At 72.6% G+C, this 25,968-nt stretch carries 17 protein-coding genes and 2 pseudogenes; 10 read left to right on the top strand and 9 right to left on the bottom strand.

Going from position 1 to position 25,968, the window contains the following annotated elements:
• The first annotated feature begins 69 nt into the window (after positions 1 to 69).
• Entirely contained in the window at positions 70 to 2,550 is a 2,481-nt protein-coding gene (locus Q5694_RS22455; RefSeq protein WP_333935017.1) for a ThuA domain-containing protein, read from the top strand.
• Positions 2,550 to 4,739 (top strand): OmpL47-type beta-barrel domain-containing protein, encoded by a 2,190-nt coding sequence (locus Q5694_RS22450; protein WP_333935016.1) that lies wholly within the window; start codon positions 2,550 to 2,552, stop codon positions 4,737 to 4,739. The genes Q5694_RS22455 and Q5694_RS22450 overlap by 1 nt, the downstream gene beginning before the upstream one ends.
• On the opposite strand, the gene ligD is transcribed toward Q5694_RS22450, so the two are convergent.
• Entirely contained in the window at positions 4,726 to 5,757 is a 1,032-nt protein-coding gene (gene ligD, locus Q5694_RS22445) for a non-homologous end-joining DNA ligase (protein WP_333935015.1), read from the bottom strand. The two genes, Q5694_RS22450 and ligD, sit on opposite strands and share 14 nt — an antisense overlap.
• A 74-nt stretch (positions 5,758 to 5,831) precedes the next feature.
• On the opposite strand from ligD, the gene Q5694_RS22440 reads away from it, so the two are divergent.
• On the top strand, positions 5,832 to 6,896 hold the full coding sequence (locus Q5694_RS22440; protein ID WP_333935014.1) for an ATP-dependent DNA ligase: 1,065 nt from the start codon (positions 5,832 to 5,834) through the stop codon (positions 6,894 to 6,896).
• Between the two features lie 41 nt (positions 6,897 to 6,937).
• On the opposite strand, the gene Q5694_RS22435 is transcribed toward Q5694_RS22440, so the two are convergent.
• Positions 6,938 to 8,128, bottom strand: coding sequence for a zinc-dependent alcohol dehydrogenase (locus tag Q5694_RS22435; protein WP_333935013.1), 1,191 nt, complete (start codon positions 8,126 to 8,128; stop codon positions 6,938 to 6,940).
• A gap of 190 nt (positions 8,129 to 8,318) precedes the next feature.
• Between Q5694_RS22435 and Q5694_RS22430 the strand changes: the two genes are divergently transcribed.
• Positions 8,319 to 9,311: a DUF3048 domain-containing protein gene (locus Q5694_RS22430; protein ID WP_333935012.1), complete on the top strand. Its 993-nt coding sequence runs from the start codon at positions 8,319 to 8,321 to the stop codon at positions 9,309 to 9,311.
• A gap of 30 nt (positions 9,312 to 9,341) precedes the next feature.
• Here Q5694_RS22430 and Q5694_RS22425 read toward each other — a convergent pair whose 3' ends face one another.
• Positions 9,342 to 12,020: an ATP-binding protein gene (locus Q5694_RS22425; RefSeq protein ID WP_333935011.1), complete on the bottom strand. Its 2,679-nt coding sequence runs from the start codon at positions 12,018 to 12,020 to the stop codon at positions 9,342 to 9,344.
• Positions 12,021 to 12,200: 180 nt separating this feature from the next.
• Between Q5694_RS22425 and Q5694_RS22420 the strand changes: the two are divergent.
• The 3 genes and pseudogenes from Q5694_RS22420 to Q5694_RS22410 all read left to right on the top strand — a co-directional run.
• Positions 12,201 to 12,474 (top strand): annotated as a pseudogene (locus Q5694_RS22420) (MFS transporter); the annotation flags it as partial.
• Between the two features lie 141 nt (positions 12,475 to 12,615).
• Positions 12,616 to 12,699, top strand: a pseudogene (locus tag Q5694_RS22415) (DUF2510 domain-containing protein); the annotation flags it as partial.
• Positions 12,700 to 12,888: 189 nt separating this feature from the next.
• Positions 12,889 to 13,974 (top strand): hypothetical protein, encoded by a 1,086-nt coding sequence (locus Q5694_RS22410; RefSeq protein WP_443040923.1) that lies wholly within the window; start codon positions 12,889 to 12,891, stop codon positions 13,972 to 13,974.
• 156 nt (positions 13,975 to 14,130) lie between these two features.
• Here the strand turns inward: Q5694_RS22410 and Q5694_RS22405 are convergent, their stop codons facing one another.
• Positions 14,131 to 14,739 carry a TetR/AcrR family transcriptional regulator gene (locus tag Q5694_RS22405; protein ID WP_333935010.1) on the bottom strand — a complete coding sequence of 203 codons (609 nt, stop codon included), beginning with the start codon at positions 14,737 to 14,739 and terminating at the stop codon, positions 14,131 to 14,133.
• A gap of 166 nt (positions 14,740 to 14,905) precedes the next feature.
• Between Q5694_RS22405 and Q5694_RS22400 the strand changes: the two genes are divergently transcribed.
• Positions 14,906 to 15,766 carry a phosphatase PAP2 family protein gene (locus Q5694_RS22400; protein WP_333935009.1) on the top strand — a complete coding sequence of 287 codons (861 nt, stop codon included), beginning with the start codon at positions 14,906 to 14,908 and terminating at the stop codon, positions 15,764 to 15,766.
• Positions 15,763 to 16,710, top strand: coding sequence for a hypothetical protein (locus tag Q5694_RS22395; protein ID WP_333935008.1), 948 nt, complete (start codon positions 15,763 to 15,765; stop codon positions 16,708 to 16,710). The genes Q5694_RS22400 and Q5694_RS22395 overlap by 4 nt, the downstream gene beginning before the upstream one ends.
• Here Q5694_RS22395 and Q5694_RS22390 read toward each other — a convergent pair.
• Positions 16,700 to 18,748, bottom strand: a complete 2,049-nt coding sequence (locus tag Q5694_RS22390; RefSeq protein WP_333935007.1) for a phosphocholine-specific phospholipase C — start codon at positions 18,746 to 18,748, stop codon at positions 16,700 to 16,702. The genes Q5694_RS22395 and Q5694_RS22390 overlap by 11 nt on opposite strands.
• Before the next feature lie 169 nt (positions 18,749 to 18,917).
• Between Q5694_RS22390 and Q5694_RS22385 the strand changes: the two genes are divergently transcribed.
• Positions 18,918 to 20,201, top strand: coding sequence for an MFS transporter (locus Q5694_RS22385; protein ID WP_333935006.1), 1,284 nt, complete (start codon positions 18,918 to 18,920; stop codon positions 20,199 to 20,201).
• A 79-nt stretch (positions 20,202 to 20,280) separates the two neighbouring features.
• On the opposite strand, the gene Q5694_RS22380 is transcribed toward Q5694_RS22385, so the two are convergent.
• The 4 genes from Q5694_RS22380 to Q5694_RS22365 form a co-directional block, all read right to left on the bottom strand.
• Complete coding sequence (locus Q5694_RS22380; RefSeq protein ID WP_443040919.1) at positions 20,281 to 22,425, bottom strand: discoidin domain-containing protein; 2,145 nt, start codon at positions 22,423 to 22,425, stop codon at positions 20,281 to 20,283.
• A 77-nt stretch (positions 22,426 to 22,502) separates the two neighbouring features.
• Positions 22,503 to 24,092, bottom strand: coding sequence for a glycoside hydrolase family 13 protein (locus Q5694_RS22375; protein ID WP_333935004.1), 1,590 nt, complete (start codon positions 24,090 to 24,092; stop codon positions 22,503 to 22,505).
• A gap of 36 nt (positions 24,093 to 24,128) precedes the next feature.
• A complete protein-coding gene (locus Q5694_RS22370) occupies positions 24,129 to 24,992 on the bottom strand; it encodes a carbohydrate ABC transporter permease (RefSeq protein ID WP_333935003.1) in 864 nt (287 codons plus the stop codon).
• Positions 24,989 to 25,966 carry a carbohydrate ABC transporter permease gene (locus Q5694_RS22365; RefSeq protein WP_333935002.1) on the bottom strand — a complete coding sequence of 326 codons (978 nt, stop codon included), beginning with the start codon at positions 25,964 to 25,966 and terminating at the stop codon, positions 24,989 to 24,991. The genes Q5694_RS22370 and Q5694_RS22365 overlap by 4 nt, the downstream gene beginning before the upstream one ends.
• Positions 25,967 to 25,968: the final 2 nt, after the last annotated feature.

Here is a 25,968-nt window from a genome sequence, read left to right as displayed (position 1 = left end):
TAGGTATTGGCGGCGCGGGCAAAGGGGTCTAGCTTCCTTGGCGGTGTTGCTGTGACCGAGGAGGTGCCCATGCGCTTACGAGGGGCGAGCAAGAGGAGACGTGTCGGGGCGGCCTCGGTGGCCGCCGCCGCCGTGATCGCCGGACTGCTGTCCGGGCCCGCGGCGAACGCGCGCCCGTTCCCCGAGCCGTCGTTGACAACGATGTCGATCAAGTCGCCGCCGGGCGGCGCGAACGTACGGGTGCTGATCTTCCACGGTTCCGCCGCGGCCGGGGAGGAGTCCCCGGTGGTGAACGCCGGGATCGAGGCGATCGAGGACATCGGGCTCTCGGGACCGGCGGACCGCCGCTTCAAGGTCCAAGCCACCGGCGACGCCTCGGTGTTCACCGATGACAGGAAGCTGGGCCGCTTCAACGCGATCGTCTTCCTGACCGGCGGGGGCGACGTCCTCGACGCGGAGCAGGAGGCCGGCCTGGAGGCCTACATGGAGGCCGGCGGCGGGTTCGTCGGCATCCACGACGCGGCGCGCGCGGAACCGTACTCGGACTGGTTCACCGGTCTGGTCGGCGCACGCCCGGCCGCCTCCGGTCCCACGTCCGCGCAGCGGGCGACCGTGGAGGTCGGCGACCGCCGGCATCCGGCCACCAAGGACCTGCCGGTGCAGTGGAAACGTCCCGACAAGTGGCTGAACTGGGTGAAGAACCCCTCGGGCGAGGTCCACACGGTGGCCCGTGTACGGGAGTCGACGTACCAGCCGGGCACCGGCGCCAACGGCTGGGACCACCCGGTCAGCTGGTGCCGGGACTACGACGGCGGTCGCTCCTTCTACACCGGCATGGGCGGCACGGTGTCGTCCTACGACGAGGCGGACTTCCGCGCCCATCTGCGCGGTGCGCTGATGTGGACGACCCGGCTGGAGCAGGCCGACTGCAAGGCGACCATCAACGCCAACTACGCGGCCGAGCGCCTGACCAAGCCGAACCAGCCCGGGCGGAACGACCAGATCGGCGAGCCGCACGGCCTGGTCACCGCCCCCGACGGCCGGGTCTTCTACATCGGCCGGGGCGGGGCGGACTCCTCACAGCCGGTGATCACCGACTGGAACAACCCGGACATCGGCAAGGGCAAGGGTGAGATCCACGTCTACGACCCGAAGACCAAGCAGGTCACCCTGGCCGGCGCGCTGACCGTCTTCGGCAACAAGGGCGGCGGCGACGAACTGGTCAAGGTCGAGGAAGGCCTGCTCGGCATCGAACTGGACCCCGGGTTCGCGCAGAACGGGTGGGTGTACCTGCACTACACGCCGCACGAGCGGATCGACCGCGAGACGCGTATGGCGGAGCGGCGGGTCTCCCGGTTCACGCTCGACCAGGCCACGAACAAGCTGGACCTGTCCAGCGAGAAGGTGCTGCTGAAGTGGCCGGTGCAGATCCACAGTTGCTGCCACGCGGGCGGCGGGATGGCCTGGGACTCCGAGGACAACCTGTACATCGCCACCGGTGACAACAACTCCAGCGGCTTCAGCGGTGGTTACTCCGGCAACAACCCGGAGCCCAACTACAAGGGCGTGTCGTTCGCTGACGCGCGCCGCACCGCGGGCAACACCAACAACCTCAACGGCAAGATCCTGCGCATCCACCCCGAGCCGGACGGCACGTACACGCTGCCCGAGGGCAACCTGTTCACCGGGAAGGAGACCGACGAGGGCGGCGGCAAGACGCGCGGCGAGATCTATGTGATGGGCGTGCGCAATCCGGCGCGCATCTTCGTCGACAAGTCGACGGACGTGCTGTACGCGGGCTGGGTCGGACCGGACGCGGGCTCGCCCTCGACGACCTGGGGTCCGGCCAAGTACGACACGTTCGCCGCCATCACGAAGGCCGGCAACCGCGGCTGGCCGTACTGCATGGGCAACAAGCAGCCCTACCGGGACCGCAACCTGCCGGACCCGTCCAAGCCGCTGGGCTGGTACGACTGCGACCACCCGAAGAACGAGTCGCCCAACAACGACGGCCTGGTCAACCTGCCGCCGGTGACGGGCAACAACATCTGGTACTCGCCCTCGGGCGGCGCCCCGGACTTCCCGCGGGACGCGAACGGCGTCCCGTCGTACAAGGCGGCGGAGGCCACCTACAAGCTGCCCTGGCTCAAGGGCGGCGGCCAGGCGGCCATGAACGGGCCGGTGTACCGGTCCGACGCGGTCGCGGCGGACAGTGCCGTGAAGTGGCCGGCCTACTGGGACGGCAAGTGGTTCGTCGGTGACTTCTACGACGCCGACCAGCCGCGCAACGCGGTGATCATGGACCCGAAGACGCAGGGCGACGGCGGTCTGCCGGTGCACTCGGAGTCGCTGAAGAAGATCGTGCCGGTCGGCAACGACGGCATCAGGAACCTGATGGACTGGAAGTTCGGTCCGGACGGCGCGCTCTACGTCCTCGACTACGGGCGCGGCTTCTTCACCTCGGACTCCAAATCGGCCCTGTGGCGGGTCACCTACAAGGGCGGCGGACCGACCCCGGCCGCCGGTCAGCTGGCGAGGGGGACCGAGTGATGCGCGCACGAAGAGTCTGGGCCGCCCTGCTGGCCGCCGTGCTGATGATGCTCGGCGTGCAGGCGCTGCCCGCCGCCGGGCAGCCCACGGAGCAGGCCGCCGAGCAGGTGCTGACCTGGACGGCCGGCGACCCCATCGACAAGTACCTCTCGGCGCCCACGACCGCGGTCGCCGGGCCCGCCACGATCGTCTTCGAGAACAGCGCGGCCACCGGGAACACCACGGGCATGCCGCACACGCTGACGTTCGTGACCAGCGATCCCGAGTTCAACGGCGACGTGCAGCTCAACATCCTGGCCAACCCCAACGACGGCCAGGGCGGCAAGCACACCGCCCAGGTCACGCTCACGCCCGGCCGGTACTTCTACCACTGCACGATCCCCGGCCACGGTCAGATGCAGGGCATCCTGACGGTGACCGAGGGCACCGGCGAGGACACCACGGCGCCCGAGGCGTCGGCGCACGTGAGCGGCACGCGGAACACGCAGGGCCAGTACGTCGGTTCCGCGAGCGTGGCGCTGCACGCCACCGACGAGGGCGGCTCGGGTCTGGACCGGATCGAGTACGCGCTCGGCGACGCGGGTGCCTGGCAGCCGTACACCACGCCGGTCGTGGTCGACCAGGTCGGCGATCACACGGTCCGCTACCGGGCGTTCGACAAGGCGGGCAACGTCTCCGCCGAGAAGAGCGCCGCGTTCACGGTCGTGGCACCGCAGTCGGACGACACCACCGCGCCGGAGACCTCGGCGACGGTGACCGGCGAGCGGAACGCGGACGGGGCCTACATCGACATGGCGACGGTCACCGTCTCCGCGTCCGACACCGGCTCCGGGGTCAACACGATCGAGTACGCGATCGGCTCCGGAGCCTGGCAGGCGTACACCGCGCCCGTGATGGTGCACCAGGTGGGCGAGCACACCGTCCGCTACCGCGCCACCGACAAGGCGGGCAACGTGGCGGCGGAGAAGACCGTGCGGTTCGCCGTCGTCGCGGCGCCGCCGCAGGACACCGTCCCGCCGGTGACGGGCGTGAGCGTGGAGGGCACGAAGAACTCCGCGGGGGCGTACGTCAACAGCGCCCGGGTGACCGTCACGGCGACCGACGAGCACGGCTCGGGCGTCGAGAGGATCGAGTACTCGCTCGACGGCGGCCCCTACCTGGCCTACTCGGCGCCGGTCGTGGTGGACCGGGCCGGTGCGCACACCGTGGCGTACCGGGCGACCGACAAGGCCGGCAACACCGCGGCGGCCCGCACGGTGTCCTTCACGGTCGTCTCCGGTCAGGTCCCGGCGCCGGACTGCCCCGAGTACGACGAGCGGCTGACGGTGATCGTCGGCACGGTCGACTCCGGGGTGCGCAACCGGGTGACCGACAACCGCTGCCGGATCGGCGAGCTGATCGAGGACGAGAAGGAGTGGACGTCCCAGGCGCTGTTCCTCAAGCACGTCGGCTCCGTCCTGGACGCACTGCTGAAGGAAGGCGTCATCGACGAGCGGGAGGCCAAGGCGATCCGCAAGGCGGCCCGGCAGTCGGGCATCGGCAAGCCGGGGCAGACCGAGGGCTACCGGGCGCTGTTCGACGGCACGGCCGAGTCCCTGGCCAAGTGGAGGCAGGTGGGCGGTGGTTCGTTCGGGCTGAACCCGGACGGGACCCTCACCTCCGGCACCACCACACCCGGCATGGGCATGCTCTGGTTCCCGGAGCGCAAGTACGGCGACTTCTCGCTGAAGCTCCAGTGGCGTGACGACGCGCCCGGCACCGGCAACGCCAACTCGGGTGTGTTCGTGCGCTTCCCGTGGGTCCTCGACCACCCGGAGGAGTCCCGGCCCGAGTGGGTCGCCATCAAGTACGGTCACGAGGTACAGGTGCTCGACCGGCCCGACGGCGACATGTACAAGACGGGTTCGATCTACGGTTTCGACCGCGTGGGCCTGGCCGGCGCGGTCGTGACGCAGAAGGGCACCTGGAACGACTACGAGATCCGGGTGGAGGGCCAGCACTACTCGGTCTTCCGCAACGGCGTGCTGATCAACGAGTTCGACAACACCGGCGGCCAGGAGTTCGCTCCCCCGCGCTCGGACGACCCGGGCACGGACGGGCGGCGCTTCGCCTCCGGTTACATCGGGCTCCAGGTGCACGGCACGACGGACGTGGTCTCGTACCGCGACATCCGGATCAAGGAGTTGTAGACCCTCCGGAGGTCTTCCTGGCCCTGCTCGGCTGTACCCGTCTGGGCTCCCCCGGCATCTTCGGATACTCGGGCGGGTACGGCAGGTCGCCCAGCCCGTGGTCGTGCTCGTCGCGGCGGGCGAGGTCGAGCAGGGCCTCCAGCGAGTAGCGGTGGTCGTCCATGTCCGCGTGCACGTCGCCGAGTTCGGCGAAGCGCGCGGGCATGGTCGCCAGGTCGAAGTCCTGCGGGTGCGTCACGCCGACCTCCTCCCAGCGCAGGGGCGCGGAGACGGGAGCGTGCGGGCGGGGGCGCACGGAGTAGGCGGAGGCGATCGTGCGGTCGCGGGCCGTCTGGTTGTAGTCGAGGAAGATCCGCTCGCCCCGCTCCTCCTTCCACCACTTGATGGTGACCTGCTCGGGCATCCGGCGTTCCATCTCCCGGCCGACGGCGATGGCGGCGCGGCGGACCTGGGTGAAGGTCCAGCGCGGTTCGATGGGCACGAAGACGTGCAGGCCCCGGCCGCCGGAAGTCTTGGGGAAGCCGCGCAGTCCGCCGAACTCGTCCAGCACCGCGCGCAGTTCGTGGGCGGCGCGGGCGGCGTCGTCGTAGTCGGTGCCGGGCTGCGGGTCGAGGTCGATGCGCAGTTCGTCGGGGCGGTCGACGTCGTCGCGGCGGACCGGCCAGGGGTGGAAGGTGAGCGTGCCGAACTGGGCCGCCCACACCACCGCTCCCACTTCGGTGGGGCACATCTCGTCGGCGCTGCGGCCGCTGGGGAAGGTGATGTGCGCGGTCGGGATCCAGTCGGGCATGTTCTTCGGCGCCCGCTTCTGGAAGAAGTTCTCCCCGCTCACGCCTTCGGGGTAGCGCTCCAGGGTGGTCGGCCGGTCGCGCAGGGCGCGCAGGATGCCGGGGCCGACGGCGATGTAGTAGCGGGCGAGGTCGAGCTTGGTGAAGCCGCGCTCGGGGAAGAAGACCTTGTCCGGGCTGGACAGCCGTACGGTCCGGCCGCCGACCTCCAGTTCCACCGCGTCACCCATGCGAGCCACGGTAGGCGTACCCCGCATACCTCGCACATCGGGCACAGTCCGGCATTCGGGCGCAGAATCGACGCATGGATCTGCCGGTGATGCCCCCTGTCCTGCCGATGCTCGCCAAGTCGGTGGCGTCCATCCCCGCGGGCATGCAGTACGAGGCGAAGTGGGACGGGTTCCGGGCGATCGTGTTCCGCGACGGGGACGAGGTCGAACTCGGCAGCCGGACCGGCAAAACGCTGACCAGGTACTTCCCCGAGCTGGTGGACGCGGTGCGGGAGCGGCTGCCGCGGCGGTGCGTGGTGGACGGGGAGATCGTCATCGCGCGGGAGGGCCATCTCGACTTCGACGCGCTGACCGAGCGGATCCATCCGGCGGACTCGCGGGTGCGGACGCTGGCGGAGCGGACGCCGGCGTCCCTCGTCGTGTTCGACCTGCTGGCCCTCGGGGACGACCCGGTGATGAGCGCTCCGCTGACCGAGCGGCGGGAACTGCTGGAACGGGAGCTGTCGGGGGTGGCGGCCCCCGTGCACCTGGCCCCCGCCACGACCGACATCGAGGTGGCGCGGAACTGGTTCGAGCAGTACGAGGGGGCGGGCCTGGACGGCGTGATCGCCAAGCCCCTGACCGTGCGCTACCGGCCGGACGAGCGCGCCATGTTCAAGGTCAAGCACGAGCGGACGGCGGACGTCGTGGTCGCCGGGTACCGCCTGCACAAGAGCGGCCCGGTGGTGGGCTCGCTGCTGCTCGGCCTGTACGACGAGCGGGGGACGCTGCAGCACGTGGGCGTGTCCGCGGCCTTCACGATGAAGCGGCGGGCCGAGCTGGTCGAGGAGCTGGAGCCGCTGCGCATGGACGACGTCTCGGGGCATCCGTGGGCGGCCTGGTCCGAGGAGGCCGCCCACGAGACGGCCCGGCTGCCGGGGGCGCCGAGCCGCTGGTCGGGCCGCAAGGACCTGTCGTGGGTGCCGCTGGCGCCCGAGCGGGTGGCCGAGGTGGCGTACGACCACATGGAGAACGGGCAGCGGTTCCGGCACACCGCCCGCTTCCGTCGCTGGCGCCCGGACCGGACCCCCGAGAGCTGCACGTACGCGCAACTGGAGGAGCCGGTCCGCTACGACCTGGCGGAGATCCTGGGCGCCTGAGGAGTGACGGTGCGCGACGGGCGCTCACGCCTCAGGGGTGCTCAGGGCTGCATCAGCACCTTGACGGCGCCGTTCTCCTTGCGCTGGAACATCTCGTAGGCGCGCGGCGCGTCCGACAGCGGCACGCGGTGCGTGGCGAAGTCGTCGACGCCGAGCGGGTCCTCGTCGGTGAGGTACGGAATGATGTCGTCGGCCCAGCGGCGCACGTTGGCCTGGCCCATCCGCAGCTGGATCTGCTTGTCGAACATGGTCAGCATCGGAAGCGGGTCCGCCATGCCGCCGTACACACCGGACAGCGAGATGGTCCCGCCGCGGCGCACCAGCTCGATCGCGGTGTACAGGGCGGCGAGCCGGTCGACGCTGAAGCGCTCGGACATCGGGCCGCTCAGCTTGCGCGGCATCACGGCGGCGGCGTTCTGCACCAGCTTGGCGACCGCGCTGCCGTGGGCCTCCGTGCCGACCGCGTCGATGACCGCGTCGGGACCGCGGCCGTCGGTCTCGTCCCGGATCGCGGCCACCAGCTCCTTCTCGCTGTCGAAGGACCTGAGGTCGAACGTCTCCACGCCCCGCGCGCGCATCCGACTCAGCCGCTCGGGCACCAGGTCGACGCCGAACACGCGCCCGGCGCCCTGCACCTGGGCGATGCGGCAGGCCATGTCGCCGATCGGCCCGAGGCCGAGCACGGCGACGCTGCCCCCCTTCGGGACGTCGGCGTAGGCGACCGCCTGCCAGGCGGTGGGCAGTACGTCGGACAGGTAGACGAACCGGTCGTCGGCCGGCCCCTCGGGCACCTTGATCGGGCCGAACTGGGCCTGCGGGACGCGCAGGTACTCGGCCTGGGCGCCCGGCACCGCGCCGTACAGGCGGGTGTAGCCGAACAGGGCCGCTCCCATGCCCTCGCTCTTGACCTGGGTGGTCTCGCACTGGGTGGGCAGTCCGGTCAGGCACATCCAGCAGGTGCCGCACGCGATCTGGAAGGGGACCACCACCCGGTCCCCGACCTGCAGGTCCGGGACGCCCGCGCCCACTTCCTCGACGATGCCCATGGGCTCGTGGCCGAGGATGTCCCCCGGGGTCATGAACGGCGTGAGCACCTCGTACAGGTGCAGATCGGATCCGCACAGCCCCGAGGAGGTGATGCGGATGATCGCGTCCGTGGGTTCCTCGATCTTCGGATCGGGCACCTCTTCCACCCGTACGTCCCGCTTGCCCTGCCAGGTCACTGCCTTCATCGCCTCGGGCTCCCTCCGTCGGCCTGCGCGTCGGTCGGTCCGCCCGCCCCGGGTACCCCCGCTGCCGGGGGCCGAATCTTGGGCCGTTCGGCGGACGCCGGGGAGACACCGAGTTGCGGAAATCGCTCGATGATGGGCGTCGATGTTCAGATAAGCGCACAATTTAGACACATCGATGACATGAGGCGCGATGACGACGGTGGGCAGAGGACGGGGCGTGCGCGGTCGGCGCACCGCGACGACGGCGGCGCTGCTGGCCGCCCTGGCGACCGCCGCCCTGGCGGGCTGCACGGGCGGGAACGGCCCGGGCGACGACGGTCGGGGAAGGGACCGGGGGGACCACCGGACGGCCTCGCCGGGAGCCACCGGCCCCTCCGTACTGGCCGTGAAGATCGACAACGCGGGCACGGCCCGTCCGCACACCGGTGTCGACGCGGCGGACGTGGTGTACGCCGAGCAGGTCGAGGGCGGGCTGAGCCGCCTGATGGCGGTGTACGCCACCCGGCTGCCGGAGGTGGTCGGGCCGGTGCGCAGCGCGCGCGAGTCGGATCTGGAGCTGCTGCGCCAGTTCGACCGCCCGATCCTCGCCTTCTCCGGCGCGCAGACGAAGCTCCTGCCGCTGATCGATCAGGCCCCGCTGCGGGCCGAGAGCCCGTCCGACGCCGCCGACGCCTACTTCCGCGGGGGCGACCGTCCCGCCCCGCACAACCTGTACCTCCGGCCCGGGCGGCTGATGGCCGAGGCCCCGGGCCGAGCGGCCCTGACCACCGGCTTCCGCTACGGTCCCGTGCCCTCCGGCGGCACGCCGACCACCTCGCGGACGGTGCGCTACCCGGCGGCCCGCTTCACCTTCACCTGGTCGGACGCGCGCGAGCGCTGGCTGGTCGGCATGGACGGCAGCCGCGCGGCCACGGCCGACGGCGAGGCCCTGGCACCGGCGACGGTCGTCGTGCAGCACGTGAAGGTGCGCGAGTCGGCCTTCCGGGACTTCCTCGGCAACAACACGCCGTACACCGAGACGGTGGGCGCGGGCAAGGCGGAGGTGCTGCGTGACGGCCGGACCTTCGACGCGCGCTGGCAGCGCCCGGACGCGGCCGACGGCACGGCGTTCACCACTCCGGACGGCGCCCCGGTGAACTTCGCCGAGGGCCAGGTGTGGGTGGTGTACGCCAAGGCGTCCTGACGTGCCCGTGCGAACCCGGCCGACGGCGGGCTACTGAAGTCCGCCGTCGAGTTCGGCACGCGCCCGGGCCGCCAGTCCGTCGGCCCCGCAGGAGACCGCCAGGTCCAGGCCCCGGCGCAGGTCGCTCGCGGAGCGGGCGGCGATGCCGTACTCGATGCGGGCCGCCGCGTGCTCGTACTGGCAGGGCGAGGCCTCCAGGTAGGCGACGGCCTGGGCGTGGAGCCGGACCGCGCGCTGACCGGTCTCCAGGGCGGCGGCGCAGCGCAGGGCCTCCCCTATGGCGGTGTCCGTGCCGAAGCGCTCGGCCTGCCGGCGGACGTCGACGGCGAGCCGGGCGGCCCGGGCCGGGTCCTCGGTGTTCAGAGCGCGGGCCAGGTCCGTGGCCCAGGGGACGAGCACGGGGTTGTGGTGGCCGCGTGCCGCCGCCGCCTTCTCCGCGGCCTCCAGTTCGTTGATGCCGTCCTTGGTGCGCCCGACGGCCAGCAGCAGCCGGCCGCGCACCGAGCGCGGGTCGGGCAGCACGATGGTGGAGGGGTACGGCGGGGCGAAGCCGTACCGCTCGGCGACGTCCCAGGCCTGCTCGACGTGGTCGCGGGCCAGGAGCGTGTCGACCAGGTTGCAGGTCGCGGACCAGTACAGGGGCAGTCCGCGGCCGACGCGCTCGGCGAGGCGCAGCGACTCCCGCAGGGAGGCCTCCGCCTCGCGCAGACGGCCCCGCCTGCGGTGGCCGAGTCCGACGTAGGCGTGGGCGAGCGCCAGGTGGCCGCCGCTCCAGCCGGCCGTCTCGTAGGCCCGCAGCGCCTCGTTGTAGAGGGCTTCGGCCCGGTCGAGACGGTCGGTGAACGCGTACGCGTTGGCCAGCATCAGCAGCAGTTCGATGCCCCACTCGGTGTCGGTCCAGCCGAGGCCCGGGGCCAGCCGGCCGTTGACCAGGGCGCGGTCGCACAGTTCGGCGACCTCCTCGGCGTTCTCGCCGTGCATCAGGGCGTCGAAGCCGCGCAGGATGAGCAGGGCGCGTTCGGAGTTGTCCCGGCCGGTGCAGGTGCTCGCCAGGTCGGCGAGCCGCTGGGAGCGCCCCGGTGAGGTGGCCTCGCCGGCGTGCAGGCCCTCCCACATGAAGTGCACGGCCTGCAGCCGCATCCGCGCGGGCCCGGGCTGCAGCCGGGCGGCCTCCGCCTCCACCGTGCGGACGGCCTCCTCCAGCTGGTCGTTGTGCAGCAGCGCCTGGGACAACCGGAAGACGGCGTCCACGCGCTCGTCGCCGTCGAGGCCGGGCATGCCCAGCGCGCTGCGCAGATGGCCGATGGTGCGGGCGGGCGCGGTGAGGAAGGTGGCCTGGGCCAACTCGTAGAGCACGTGCGGGTGCGACTCGGGCCGGGGCGGTTCCTTCAGGGCCCGCTCCAGGCAGCGGCGGGCCGCGTCGGGCGCGCCGACCGCCAGGTGCTCGCGGGCCGCCTCGCGCAACTGCCCGACGAGTTCCTCGTCGTCGTCCGGGTGGACCTCCAGCAGGTGGCGGGCGGCGGCCGCGGCGCCGTGGCCCTCGTCGGCGACGATGCGGGCGGCTATGCCGTGCATGGCGGTGCGCAGGGCGTCGGGGATCGAGTTGTAGACGGCCGTCGCGATGAGCGGGTGGACGAACTCCAGCTCGCCGTGGGCGGAGTGGCCCGTGCTCGGGTCCGGCTCGGTGAGGATGCGGGCGCTGCGCAGCAGTTCGGCGCAGCGGCGGGCGTCCTCCGGCTTGAGGGTGGCGAGCTTGGCGACCAGGCCGATGGAGATGCCGGTGCCGAGGATGGCGGCGGCCCACGCGAACCGCGTGGCGTCGATGCCGAGTTCCTCCAGGCGGGCGACGAGACCGCCGCCGCGGGCCGAGCGGTTCAGCTCGCGCAGCTCCCCGGCGTGGGCCTCCACCGGGTCCAGTTCGCTGTCCTGGACCCGGGCGAGCAGTTCCACGGTCTCGTAGGGGTTGCCCGCGGTGACGGCCCACACCTCGCGGCAGAACGCGGCGTCGGCGTGCCGGCCGAGGGTGGCGCGGGTGAGACCGGCCGTGGCGTCCGGGGTGAGGGCGCTCAGGGTCGCGACGGGCCCGTCGGCCGCCGCGGCGACGGTCTCGAGGTGCCGGGCGCTCACGTCGGGCACGTCGTCCGGTCGGCGGGTGACGACGACCAGGACGGACGTCTCGTCGAGGCGCTCCGCGAGCCCGGCGAGCCAGTGCAGGGTCTCCTGGTCGGCCCAGTGGGCGTCGTCGATGAGCAGCACGAGCGGCCAGTCGCGGCGGGCGAGCCGGCGCACCGCGGCGACCAGACCGTCGCACACGCCCTGCGGGTCGGCCTGCCGGGCCCCGGGGTACGCGATGCCGAGGGCGGGTCCGGCGATGTCGTACCAGTCGCCGAGGTACTCGCGGGCCTCCTCCGGCAGCATCGACACCAGGGCAGGCTGCAGCAGTTGCCGCACCACGTTGAAGGGGACCGACCTGAGGGTCTCGCCGCCGCGGGCCGACCAGACCGTGCAGCCGCGCGCCTCGGCGATGCGGCGGGTTTCGGCCAGCAGCGCCGTCTTGCCGAGTCCGGCCTCGCCGCGGAAGACCAGCAGGCCGCCGGACGAGGAACGGTCGGTGCAGAGCTTGTCGACGGCCTGTGCGATGGCGGCGACTTCCTCGTCGCGCTCCCACAGGGAAGCCGAGGCGGCGGCCGTGGGCCGTACCTCCGTCATCCCGCTACCTCCCCAAGTCGCCCGAACGACGTACAGACGTCGAGCGTAGCCGTCCGCTTGCCTCGGCGGAGGGTGGTCGCGGCACCTGTTGCCGTGACGGGTGACACCGGGTGCAGCCGGACGACGCACCCGGCCCGCCACCAGCCACCTTCGGGTCAACAGCGCGCAAAAACAAGGGAGGTGACGTTCATTCACCGCGAACGGCACACACGGGACGGACGGCGGGCGCTCCTCGCCGGGTCCGTGGGCGACCTCGTAGGTGGTACGGGTCCGGCGTCCACGGCTGCTTCGCGACGATCATCGCGGCGCGGTTCCTCACGCCGGAGGGCGCGCCGGTGCGGCCGGGGCACTCGTGAAGCCGTACGCCTCGTTCGCCCTCGCGTTCTTTCTCCGCCCGGTCGGAGCGGCGCTTTTCGGCCGTCTCGGCGACCGGCTCCGCCGGAGTCCGGTGCTGACCCGGCGAGGTCTCCGACGCCGGGGCAGGTCGGGCTGCCCTGCCGCCGCCGGCTGCGCGGAGGCCGGTCCGGCCGCTGCCGGAGTGACTGCTTCCGGCTCCTCTCATGCCTCTTTCACCGACGCCTCATACGGTGGGGGCATGACGCGCGAGACTCCTTCCGGGTGGTACCCCGATCCCGGACAGACAAGTGACGGGCCCGCCACGGAGCGTTGGTGGGACGGCAGGGCCTGGACGGACCGCATCCGCCCGAAGCAGCAGCCCGCGTCCTGGGCACCCCCGGCCGCGACGGCTGCGTCCCCGGCGACGCGGGACGCTCCGCCGCCGGACCACGCGCCCGGCGCCGCTCCCTCCCGGGACGAGACCGCCGCCGTGGATGCGGCCGCGGAACAGCCGGCCGGGCCCGGGAACCAGGTGCCGGCCGCCTCCGGCCGGCCGACGGCCCCCGCCGCCACGCCCGCCGGCCCTTCCGCGCAGCCGTCCGGCACCGGGCGGCCCGGCACGGCCGCGCACGCCGGGGAACCCGATCCGCCCCCCGCCGCCGGAGCCGGGACCACCCCCGGGCCTGTCCCCTACGCCGATCAGGCGGCCGGGGTTCCGTATGCGCCTGCCGCCGGTCACCCGGCCGCAGCCCCGTACCCGCCGGGCGCAGCGTATCCGCCCGGCGCCGGCTACCCGGCGGTGCCGGGGTATCCCGGCCATCCGGCCGCTCCTCCGTCCGGCAAGGGCCGGGGGCTGCGGGTGGGGGCGGCTGTCGCCGCGGCCGTCCTGGTCCTCGCCGGCATCGGCGTGGGCGTGTACGCGCTGACGGACGGCGACGGCTCGGGCGGTCCGTCGGCCACCTCGCCGGGGCCGGGCCGCAGCCCCGGCGACCGGGGCGGGCCCTTCGGCGGCCCGGGTGAGGAGGGCGGCTCGGGCGGCGGCGACGGCGGCAGGAGCCCGCAGCCCGACCGGTCCGAGCCGCCGAAGATCAGGAGCGGCTCGGTGACCGACCGGGTCAGCGGCATCAGCCTGCCGATACCCGAGGGCTGGTACGGGCAGCAGGGGAACGCGGGCGCGCAGGTGACGTCCGAGGATTCCTACAAGTGCCCCGGCGACACCTCCTCGACCTGCACGAAGGGCGGCGCCTACTCGGCACCGGCCGTGGCTCTCGGCACCAAGGGCACCACCGCGGAGGAGATAGCGAAGGCGGACATCGCGGCGAACGCCGAGGAGTCCTACGGCGGCAAGTCCTACGGCGGGATCACCCAGCACGACGTGCTCGTCTCCCGGGCCGTGACCGTGGCCGGGCAGAAGGGCTACCTGGTCCGCTGGAAGGCCGTCACGAGCAAGGGCGCCGACGGCGTCGTGCAGTCGCTGGCCTTCCCCTCCCCCGCGAACGAGAAACTGATGGTCGTCGTGCGGTTCGGGGTCGACGCCGACCAGAAGGAGAAGGTCCTCGACGACATCACCGAGGGCATCGAGGTGTCGACGGGCGGCGGCAACGGCCAGGACGTCTGACATCCCGCCCGGCCGCCGGAACACGGCGGCCGGGTGGGGCGCCCCTGCCGCTCGCAGGGGCACCCCACCCGGCCGGGGGGTGCGCGCCGCCCCCGTCCCCACGGGTCGGCGCGATCGGGTCGCCGTCCGGTCATCCGGCGGACGGCGGCCCGGGTCTCAGGTCAGGCCGAGCGCGGGCAGCACCGCGGCCTCCACGAAGCGCACCAGGTAGTCCGGGTCGGCGGGCCGGCCCTCCAGGACGGGCCGCAGCCGCAGCACGCCGAGCATCTGTGCCGGGATGTACTCCAGCGCCGGATGGTCGGCGGGCACCTCCCCCCGTTCGACCCCGCGCCGGATGATCTCCTTCAGCGCGGCGACCTCCGGTTCCACGACCGCCTCGCGCAGGGCCCGTTGCAGCTCCGGGTCCTGGGTGGCCGCGTGGGTGAGGGCGTGCAGCAGCCTGGTGTCCCGCCCGGACAGGTCGCCCGTGATCCGGGCCGCCTCGCGCAGGTCGTCGGCCAGGGAGCCGGTGTCGACGCAGCGCGTGCGCCGGTACGAGCGCAGCGCCGCCGCCACGAACTGCGGCTTGGTCTTCCACTGGCGGTAGAGCGTGGATTTGCTGCACCGGGTGCTGGCGGCGATGCCCTCCATGGTGAGGGAGTCGTAACCGCACTCGCGGAGCTGTTCCAGCACGGCGTCGAAGAACTCCTGTTCACGCTCCGGCGTGATCTTGGAGCGGCGCGAGGTACCGGCCGGCTCGGGCCCGTCCGCAGCCTGCGACGTCATGGGCGGTGCTCCTCGCTTCCGTCGGGCGGCCGGACATTCCCGGCCGGTGGTGTGTCGTTCGTCTACCGATACGCCAGTGTACCGGTACGCCGACGTATCGGTACACTGGCGTATCGGTACGCTGGCGTACCGATAAGAGCACCACCGTCACCGAAGGGGCCGGGGGATGAATGCCCGCACCGAGCCTGCGCCGGCGGAGCCCGACGCGATAGCGCGGCCACCGCTTCTCAGGGAGTTCCTGCTCGTCGCAGGGCTCTTCCTCGTCTACAAGGTCGGCCGGCAGCTGGCCGCGGGCCACACCGGCGAGGCCTTCCGCAACGCGCACGGCGTCTGGGACTTCGAGCGCGCGCTCGGCCTGCCCGGCGAGGGGGCGGTGCAGTCCCTGCTGCTGCACGGCGACGGTGCGGTGCACCTGGCGAACACCTACTACGCGGCCGTCCACTTCCCCGCCACCGCCGCCTTCCTGATCTGGCTGTACCTGCGCCGCCCCGCCCACTACCTGCGGGCCCGGCGGGTGCTGGCCGCTCTCACGGCGGCCGCCCTCGTGCTGCACCTGCTGTTCCCGCTGGCCCCGCCGCGCATGCTCGCCTCCACCGGCCTGGTGGACACCGCACGCGAGTTCGGCCCCTCGGTCTACGGCGATCCCGCGGCGGACTCCTTGTCGAACCAGTTCGCGGCGATGCCCTCGCTGCACTTCGGCTGGGCCCTGATGGTGGCGGTCGGCCTGATCGCGGCGACGCGGTCGCACCGGCGCTGGCTGTGGCTGCTGCATCCGGCGCTGACGCTGCTGGTGATCGTCGGCACCGCCAACCACTACTGGCTCGACGCGCTGGTCGCCGCCGCCCTGCTCGGATCGGCGCTCGCGGTGGTGCGCCCCGTGACCGCGTCCGTGCGGAGCGCCCTGCCGTTCCGGTTCCGGCACCGCACCACGGGCACCGCGGTCCGGGCGCAGGACCGGGCCGCCCCGGCCCGGGAGCCCGCCACGGCTCCGCAGGAGGAGCAGACGCTCGTGGGGGCGGGCCGGTGAACGCCATCCTCGTCGCCGTCGCCCTGTCCCTGGTCTCCGCCGTCGCGTACGCGGCCGCGGCCGTCGCGCAGGAACGGCTCGCGTCCCGGTCCTCCGGCTCGGGCGCGCTGCGGCTGCTCGGCCGTGGCGCCTGGTGGTGCGCGGTCGCACTGAACGCCGCCGCCGCGCTGCTGCACGTCGTGGCGCTGAGGTACGGACCGCTGACGGTGGTGCAGCCGCTGGGCGCGCTCACCCTGGTCGCGGCGGTGCCCCTGGGGGCGCGGCTGGCGGGCCGGCGGGTGAGCGTGGCCGAGTGGCGGGGCACCGCGCTGACCCTGCTGGGTCTCGGCGCGATCCTGGTCACGGCCTCCGGCCCGGCCCCGGACGACGTACTGAGCGTGCCCGAGGCGCTGGCGGTGGCGGGTGCCACCGCCGCCCTCATCGGGATGCTGTCCAAGCCGGGGACCCGGCCCGGGCTGCGGCACGCGACCGCGTCGGGCCTGGCGTCGGGAGTCGCCTCGGCCCTCACCCAGACCGTGACGGTGGCCGCGACGGACCGTTCCGGCCCGGTGCTGAGCGTTCAGGTCGTCGGGGTGGCGCTGCTGGTGGCGGCCTTCGCGGCCGGCGGGCTGCTGCTGTCGCAGACCGCCTACCGGGGCGGCCTCGGCGGGCCGTTGGCCGTGGTGACGCTGGCCAATCCGCTGGCCGCCGCGGTGATCGGCCTGTCCCTGCTGGGCGAGCGCCTCCAGGGCGGCCCGGCCGGCGTGCTGCTGGCGCTCGCCGGCGCGGGACTGGCCTCCTGGGGCGTGGTGCTGCTCAGCCGGGCGGCGCCCTCGACGGAGGCCGGCGGCGAGGACCATCCGGTGGCCGCCGTGCTGGCCCTGGAGCCCGCTTCGGCCGCGGCCGAAGCGGGCTGGCTGCCCCGGCCGCACGATCCGGGGCACCTCACGGGCGTCAGCCGGTGACGATGGCCGGGTCGCTCACCCCGGGCCTGCCGTTCTCGACGTGACCGGCGAACCGCCGCAGGAACGCCGTGTCGCCCTCGGCGGTGACGGTCAGGTCGTACCAGCGGTGGGCGGCGGTCTCGATGCGCCGGCGCACCGTGGCGCCCGGGCGGACGGTGACGGCCGTGGGCCGGCCTCCGTAGCCGCTCGCGACCTTCATCCGGGCCGTGCCGGAGCCCTTGTTCGTGAAGGTCAGCTCGACGTCCTCCCCGGTGTGGCGTGCGGTGACCTCGCAGCCGGCCGTCCGGTTGGAGCCCTTGAAGACCCGCACGAAGCCGTTCGGCCCGTGCACCGTCAGGTCGTAGGAACCCGCCGAGAAGGCCGAGTTCCAGGTGTCGGAGAGGCTCTTGCCCGCCTCGGTGGTGTACATCCACGGGCCGTCGGTGCGGTTGCCGGAGGTGACGTGGAAGGCACCGCCCGCCTTCGCCCCGGTGGCGAAGGTCAGCGTCACCCTGCCCGCGGCGGTGTCGACGGAGGCGTCCACGTGCGGCGCGTACTTCAGCGGCCGGGTGCGGCGCAGGCCGCGTTCCTGGCGGGGCATGCGCGGGTCGGCGGGCGGGGTGGGCCGGTAGTCCGGGTGCCGCTCGCGGTCCTGCGGCTCGTAGGCGTCGGTGCCGGGCAGCGCGGCGGGGCGGGCGTCCCTGCGGGAGAAGTCGAACGCGGCGGTGAGGTCACCGCAGACGGCCCGCCGCCAGGGCGAGATGTTCGTCTCGCGCACGCCGAAGCGGCGTTCCATGAACCGCAGGATCGAGGTGTGGTCGAGGGTCTCGGAGCAGACGTAACCGCCCTTGCTCCACGGCGAGACGACCAGCATCGGCACCCGCGGGCCGAGACCGTAGGGGCCGGCCGTCCTGCGGCCGTCGCCCGGGAAGAGGTCGAGGGAGACGTCGACGGTGGACAGGCCGCGTGAGGCGTCCTTCGGCGGCAGCGGCGGGACCACGTGGTCGAAGAAGCCGTCGTTCTCGTCGTAGGTGATGAACAGGGCGGTCCTCGACCAGACCTCCGGGTTGGCGGTGAGGGCGTCCAGGACCTGTGCGATGTACCAGGCGCCGTAGTTCGAGGGCCAGTTGGAGTGCTCGGAGAAGGCCTCCGGGGCGGCGATCCAGGAGATCTGGGGCAGCTTTCCGGCCTTGACGTCGGCGCGCAGGCGGTCGAAGTAGCCGTCGCCGTGTGCGACGTCGGTGCCGGTGCGGGCCTTGTCGTACCAGGGGTCGCCGGGCCGGGCGTTGCGGTACTTGTCGAAGTACAGCAGCGAGTTGTCGCCGTAGTTGCCCCGGTAGGCGTCCTGGATCCAGCCCCAGGAGCCCTGGGCGTCGAGGCCGTCGCCGATGTCCTGGTAGATCTTCCAGGACACGCCCGCCTGCTCCAGGCGCTCCGGGTAGGTCGTCCAGCCGTACCCGAGTTCGGCGTTGTCCAGGACCGGGCCGCCGCCGGTGCCGTCGTTGCCGGTGTACCCGGACCACATGTAGTAGCGGTTGGGGTCGGTGGAGCCGATGAACGAGCAGTGGTAGGCGTCGCACACGGTGAACGCGTCGGCGAGGGCGTAGTGGAACGGGATGTCCTCGCGGGTCAGGTAGGCCATGGTCGTCGTGCCCTTGGCGGGCACCCACCGGTCGTACTTGCCGCCGTTGTAGGCCTGGTGGCCGTCGGGCCAGGAGTGCGGCAGGCCCTCCAGGAACTGCATGCCGAGGTCGTCGGCGTCCGGGTGGAACGGCAGGACCTCCTTGCCGTCCTTCTCCTGGTGCCAGACCGGCTTTCCGTTGTCCAGGGTGACCGGACGCGGGTCGCCGAAGCCGCGGACGCCTCGCAGGGTGCCGAAGTAGTGGTCGAAGGACCGGTTCTCCTGCATGAGGACGACGATGTGCTCGACGTCCTCGAGGGAGCCGGTGCGGTGGTTCGCCGGCAGGGCGGCGGCGCGCTGGATGCTGGCGGACAGCGCGCTGAAGGCCGTGGTGGCCCCCGCGAGCTGGAGGAAACGGCGCCGGTTGACGTCGGACATGTAGGACAGACCTCTCATCCTGAGGTGCGGGAGGGCCGGCAGGTGACGGTGGCTGCGCGCAAGGAGTGTTTCAGGGACACCGAACGCCGAGGAAGGGGCCGGTGACGCTCGTGTGAAGGTCGCCGGTACGCCGGGTGGGCCGGGGCCGCACCGGGGGAGGGTGAGGGGCGTGACGCAGACGCAGACGGCTCCCCCGCCGACGAAACGGCCCGTGCGCCAGCTCCTCGCGGCCTCCGTGGGCAACGCCGTGGAGTGGTACGACTGGTACGCCTACACCTTTCTGGCCACCTACATCGCCGGGCAGGTCTTCCCGAAGGGCGCGGACAACTCGCTGGTGCCGTTGCTGTCCACGTTCGCGGTCTTCGCCGTGGGCTTCTTCATGCGGCCCGTCGGCGGGCTGCTGATGGGTGCGGTCGCGGACCGGCACGGACGGCGCGCCGCGCTGACCGTCACGATCCTGCTGATGGGCGGCAGCAGCCTGCTGGTGGGGCTCACGCCCACGTACGCGTCGGTGGGCGTGCTCGCGCCGGTGGTCCTCGTCCTCGCCCGGCTGCTGCAGGGCCTGTCGGTGGGCGGGGAGTTCGCGGCCTCGACGACGTTCCTGGTCGAGTCGGCGGCCCCGGGCCGGCGCGGGCTGTTCTCCAGCTTCCAGTACGTGTCGACGACGGTGGGCCAGCTCGTCGCCTCCGGCGTGGCGACCCTGCTGGTGGACACGCTGAGCCAGGAGCGGATGAACGGCTGGGGCTGGCGATTGCCCTTCGTCCTCGGGGCCGTGCTGAGCCTGGTCGGCTTCTGGATCCGGCGGGGGGCGCAGGAGACCCGCAGTGCCGAGCAGGAGCAGGCACCGCGCCCGGGGCTGTTCGAGGCCCTGCGACGGCACCCGCGCGAGTCCCTCCTCGTCGCCGGCGTCACCGCGGGCGGCACCATCGCGTACTACACGTGGACGTCGTACCTGCCGACGTACGCCGAACTCAACGCGGGGATCGAGAAGTCGGACGCGCTGCTCGCGGGCACGCTCTCGCTGGCGTTCTTCGCGCTGCTGCAGCCGCTGGGCGGGCTGCTGTCGGACCGCTTCGGCCGCCGTCCCCTGCTCCTGTTCTTCGGCCTGGGTTTCGCCCTGCTCGCGGTGCCGCTGCTGCACGCCCTGCGCAACTCCTTCGCCGTGCTGCTGCTCGTGAGTTGCGCGGGCATGGTGCTGCTGACCGGGTTCACCTCGATCAGCGCGGCCGTCAACGCGGAGGTCTTCCCGCCCCGCGTCCGCGCGGCGGGCATCGGCTTCCCCTACTCCCTGACGGTGGCCCTCTTCGGCGGGACGGCTCCCTACGTGGGCACGCTGTTCAAGGAACTGGGCCACGCGGGGCTGTTCCCGTGGTACGTGGCGGTGATCTGCCTGGGCTCGTCGGTGGTGTACCTGCGGCTGCCGGAAACGGCCCACGCCCCGCTGCGGCGCTGAGGCCTTCCGGCGGCCACCCGTGTCCCGTGCCCCGCCGCCTCGCGTGTCCGGTCGGCGGGGCACGGGGCCCGCGCGGAGCTCAGGACAGGTATGCCTCCACTTCGCTGAACTGGGCCGCCGGCCAGCCGGTGTTGGCCGTCACCTGCAGCCGCAGGTGACGCAGGCCGGTACCGGCGGGCAGGGCGACCGTGACGGTGTTGCCGGTGGCCGGGTCGAAGCGGTGCTCCTTCGCGGCGGCCACGGTCGTCCAGGCCGAACCGTCCCTGCTGCCCAGGACGGACAGTGTCTGCGTACGGGCCTGCCAGGCGTCCTGCGGCGGCAGCTTGAGCACCAGGCGCCGGACCGCCTGCGTGGAGCCGAGGTCGACGGTCAGGGACTGCGGGAAGGCCCGGTTGGCCGACTCCCAGTAGGTGTTCGCGTCGCCGTCGACCGCCTTGCCGGGCGTGTAGACGTCCTGGGAGCCGGTGGCCGTGACCGGGCGGCCCTTGGCGAGGTTGCGGCCCGGGTCGGGCTCGGGGTTGCCCTGGCCGGGCTGCGGCCAGCTGGAGCAGTCCGACCAGGTGCTGCTCCAACCGGAGTTGCCGCCGCCGTCGGTGAGGGTGAAGGTGCCCGAGCCGTTGGGGTAGGGGCAGTTGTAGACGCCCGCGGCGCCGACGCCGGACGCGGTGACGTTGCGGAACGTGGCGGCACCCTGGGTCTCGGCCTGGACGACGACCGTGCCCGTGTCGCGCACGGTCGCCCCGTCGACGGTGATGTTCTTGGCCGCGAAGCCGCGCCCGCTGCCGGAGACGAACTCGAAGGCGCTGTACGGGCTGTCGGTGATGGTCGTGTCAGTGATGCGCACCTGCGCCTCGATGGCGCTGTCGTAGGAGTCGACCCGCAGGGCGCCCATGGGGTGGTTCCAGTTGGGGTTCATCGCGCCGGTGCGCACGAGGGTGTTGCCGTCGACCGTGATCGTGCCGGCGAGCGGGTGGAAGGGGTCGAGGAACTTCTGGTTGGAGATGGCGATGCCGCTGCCGAGGGCGTTGGTGTCGGAGACGAGGTTGCCGCGCACGGTGATGTCGGTGCCGCCGTAGATCGCGATGCCGTTGGCGAGGTTGGGCTGGGTGATGGTGTTGTTCTCGAAGCTGCTGTCGACGTCCGGTGCGTTCAGCGACCACATGGCGAGCGCGTCGTCGCCCTGGTTGCGCAGGAAGTTCTGGCGGACCCGCACGCTGCGGGCGCTGCCGTTGAGGTTGAGCCCGTCGGCGGTCATGTCGAGGAAGCGGTTGTTCTCCACGACGAGGTTGTCGTTGTTGCCCATCAGCCACAGCCCGACCTTCAGGTGCTGCAGCCACATGCCGGAGACCGAACTGTTCGGCCCGAGCGAGCCGTTGACGAAGTTGTCCGGGGTGGAGTCGACGCGCTCGGTGACCTCGCCGATCACCGCGAAGTCCTCGATGTGCACGTTCCCGGCGGAGCCGGACTGGTCGATGAAGCGCGAGGTGCGCACCACCGAGTGCCAGTGCCCGGCGCCCCGGAGGGTGACGTCCTGCACGCCGCTCAGGGACTGGGTGAGCCGGTACTCGCCCGGCGGGATCCACACCACCCCGCCCCGGGCCGCCGCGACGGCGTCCCGGAAGGCCTGCGTGGAGTCGCCCCGGCCGCTCGGGTCGGCGCCCCTGGAGATGACGGAGACCGACCCCGCGGGCTGGGACGCGGCCGCGGCGGCCTGCTCGAAGTCCGCCACGTCCACCGTGACCTGGACGTTCGTGGCCTGGAAGGCGACCTTGTCCCCCGCCTGGACGTTCTCCCCGAGCAGCATCCGGGCGTTGTCGTAGAAGTGGTGGGTCTTCGCGCCGGGGATCCAGGGCGTGTCGACGTACGAGTACTTCGACGTCACCGGCAGGGTGCGGGTGAGTCTGCGGCCGTTGACGTACACGTCGAGCGAGCCGGACTGGCCGTCGGGGACGCTGTAGGCGACGTTCACCGCGTTGGCCGCGCGGGGCACGGTGAACTCGACGCGCTGCCCGGGGGCCAGGCGTACGGCCTGGCGCCCGGAGGCCTCGGAGGCGAGGGTGCCCTGGGTGTGATCGGGGCCGATCCGGGAGCCGGTGCCGGCCGCCGACTCGGCCTCGACCGAGGTGAAGGGCAGGGTGGCGCCCGCTGCCGCCTGCGCCGGGGTGGGGGCCAGGGCGACGAGGGTCCCGGCGGCGAGCACCACGGCCGTCGCCAGTGCTGACATGCTCCTGACAGTTCGTTGGTTGTGCATGTGCTGATCCCTTCGTGGTGGGGGTACGGGGATAGCGCGGTGCCGCGGTCTCAGGCGCGCAGCCAGACCGCGGTGTCCTTGGGCAGCCGCCCCTCGGCGTCCAGCGGGCCGCTGGCGAGGAGGACGTGCGCGCGGTCCGGCAGGGCGGCCGGTGCGTCGGCCAGGTTCACCAGGCACAGGGCGTCCGCCCGGGCGAAGGCGAGCACCCCGTCGGGGGCCGGAAGCCAGGTGAGCGGGCCGTCGCCGAAGGCCGGGCGGAGCCGGATCGCCGTCCGGTACAGATTGAGCATCGACTCGGGGTCGCCGGCCTGCCGGTCGACGGCGTACGCGGCCCAGCCGTCGGGCTGGGGCAGCCACGGCTCGCCCCCGAACCCGGCGTGCGGGGCGCCGGCCGTCCAGGGCAGTGGCACCCGGCAGCCGTCCCGGCCCGGGTCGGTGCCGCCGGAGCGGAAGTGCATCGGGTCCTGGATGCGGTCCCGGGGGATGTCGGCCTCGGGCAGGCCCAGTTCCTCGCCCTGGTAGACGTAGACCGCGCCGGGCAGGGCCAGTGACAGCAGGGCGGCGGCGCGCGCCCGGCGGGTGCCCAGCGCCAGGTCGGAGGGCGTGCCGAAGGCCTTGGTGGCGAAGTCGAATCCGGTGTCGCGGCGGCCGTAGCGAGTGACGGTGCGGGTCACGTCGTGGTTGCACAGCACCCAGGTGGCGGGGGCGCCCACGGGGGCGTGCTCGGCGAGGGTCTCGTCGATGGAGCGGCGCAGCCGTGCCGCGTCCCAGGGGCAGGTCATGAACGAGAAGTTGAAGGCGGTGTGCAGTTCGTCGGGGCGGAGGTAGCGGGTGAAGCGCTCGGTGTCCGGCAGCCAGACCTCGCCGACGAACACGGCGCCGTACTCGTCGGCCACGGTCCGCCAGGAGCGGTAGACGTCGTGGAGTTCGTCGCGGTCGACGTAGGGGTGCGGGTCGCGGCCCTCGGTGAAGTCGGGCAGCCGGGGGTCCTTGACCAGCAGGGCGGCGGAGTCGATGCGGACCCCGGCGACGCCGCGCTCCATCCAGAACCGCAGGATGTCCTCGTGCTCCTGCCGGACCGCCGGGTGGGACCAGTTCAGGTCGGGCTGCTCGGGGGCGAACAGATGGAGGTACCAGGAGCCGTCGGCGACCCGGGTCCAGGCGGGGCCGCCGAACTGCGAACGCCAGTCGTTGGGCGGCAGTTCGCCGTCGGCGCCCCGGCCCGGGCGGAAGTGGAACAGCTCCCGCCCGGGGCCGCCGGCGAGGGCGGCACGGAACCAGGGGTGCTGGTCGGAGACGTGGTTCGGGACGATGTCGACGATGGTGCGGATGCCCAGCTGCAGGGCTTCGGCGATGAGCTTCTCGGCCTCGGCGAGGGTCCCGAACGCCGGGTCGATCACCCGGTAGTCGGCCACGTCGTAGCCGCCGTCCTTCATCGGGGACAGGTACCAGGGCGTGAACCACAGGGCGTTCACGCCGAGGCCCGCGAGATGGGGCAGCTTGGCGCGCACGCCCGCGAGGTCGCCGGTGCCGTCGCCGTCGCCGTCGGCGAAGCTGCGGACGTACACCTGGTAGATGACGGCGGAGCGCCACCAGTCGTCGTGCGGGGAGGGCGCAGAGGCAGGGGTGGGCTGTCCCACGATCGGTGCCTTTCGTCGGAAGGGGGGTCGGCGGCGTCAGCCCTTGGTGCTGCCCGCGCTGATGCCGGCGATGATGTGCCGCTGGAAGACGAGGAACAGCGCGACCATGGGGATGCTGGCGATCACCATGGCGGCGATGAGCACGGTCAGCTGGATGTTCTGCGACAGCTGGACGAGGGCGACGCTGATGGGCTGCTTGTCCGTGTCGGAGAAGACCATCAGCGGCCAGAGGAAGTCCTGCCACACGGCGACCAGGGCGAAGATCGACACCACGCCGAGCACGGGCCGGGACATCGGCAGCACGATCGACCACAGCACGCGCAGCCGCCCGGCGCCGTCCATCTCGGCCGCTTCGAGGACGTCCCGCGGGAGCTGGTCGAAGAACCGCTTGAGCAGGTAGAGGTTGAAGGCGTTGGCGACGGCCGGCAGCCAGATGGCGAGCGGGTCGTTGAGCAGGCCGAGGTCGGCGACGGTCAGGTACTTGGGCACGACGAGGGCCTGTGCCGGGACCATCAGGGTGGCCAGGATGCCGCCCAGGATCACGTTGCCGAAGGCGGGTCTCAGCCTGGACAGGGCGTAGGCGGCGGCGGTGCAGAACACGAGCTGGAACAGCCAGGCCCCGGTCGCCTGCACGACCGTGTTCCACAGGTGCGTGGGCAGTTGCATCAGGTCCCAGGCGTCGGTGTAGCCGGTGAGCCGCCAGTCCTCGGGGACGAGGGTGGGCGGGGTGCGCGCCACCTCGTCAGCGGACTTCATCGCGCCGGTGACCATCCAGTAGACGGGGAAGAGGAAGGCCAGCGCGAACAGCAGGACGACGCCGGTGAACACGGTCCAGTACACGGCCTTGCCGCGCGGCCGGGCCAGGACGGCCGGGGAGACCAGGGTGCGGGTGCCGCTCATGCCGCCTCCCCGTCGGTCCGGGTCAGCCGGAGGTACCCGGCGGAGAACAGACCGAGCAGCAGCAGGAGCATCACGCTGAGCGCGCAGGCCCCGCCGAAGTCGTTGTACAGGAAGGCGTACTTGTAGATCAGGTACAGCACGGTGACCGTGGCGTTCTCCGGGCCGCCGCCCGTGATGACGAACGGCTCGGTGAACACCTGCATGGTCGCGATGATCTGCAGCAGCATCAGCATGAGGATCACGAACCTGGTCTGCGGGACGGTGACGTGCCGGACGCGTTGCAGCAGGCTCGCCCCGTCCAGTTCGGCCGCCTCGTACAACTCGCCGGGGATCGACTGCAGGGCGGCCAGGTAGATCAGGACGGTGCCGCCCATGTTGGCCCAGGTGGCGACGACGACGAGGGAGACGAGCGCGGTGTCGGCGCCGTTGGACCAGTTCGAGGTGGGCAGGTGCGCGAACCTGAGCGCCTCGTTGGCGAGGCCGGCGCCGGGGTCGTAGAACCACTTCCACAGCAGGGCGCTGACCACCGGCGGGATCATCACGGGCAGGTAGACCACGACGCGGAAGAACGCCTTGGCGTGCCTGAGTTCGTTGAGGACGAGGGCCAGCACGAACGGGATCGCGAAGCCGATGAGCAGGGCGAGCACGGTGAAGGTGAGGGTGTTGCGCCAGGCGGCGGCGAACTCGGGGTCCTGCACGACCCGGGTGAAGTTCGCGATGCCGACCCACTCGGGGTCGGAGCCGGGCGTGTACTTCTGGAAGGCGATCACGACCGCGCGGATCGCCGGGTACCAGGAGAACAGGGCGAAGCAGAACAGCCCGCCGAGGAGGAAGGCGTAGGCGCGGCCCTGGTCGGCGAGCCGGCGCCGCCTCCGGTCCCCTGCCGGAGGCGGCGCCTGGACCGGGCGGACCGCGATCGCGCGGGCGAGGGGGCGTTCGGCGGTCGTCGTCGGGATCGGCCCCGGGTGCTTCATCG

The sequence above is a fragment of the Streptomyces sp. AHA2 genome (genome assembly GCF_036857595.1).
Taxonomy (GTDB): domain Bacteria; phylum Actinomycetota; class Actinomycetes; order Streptomycetales; family Streptomycetaceae; genus Streptomyces.
Note: the sequence above shows the minus strand (reverse complement) of the source record. Positions and strands in the feature narration are given on the sequence as shown.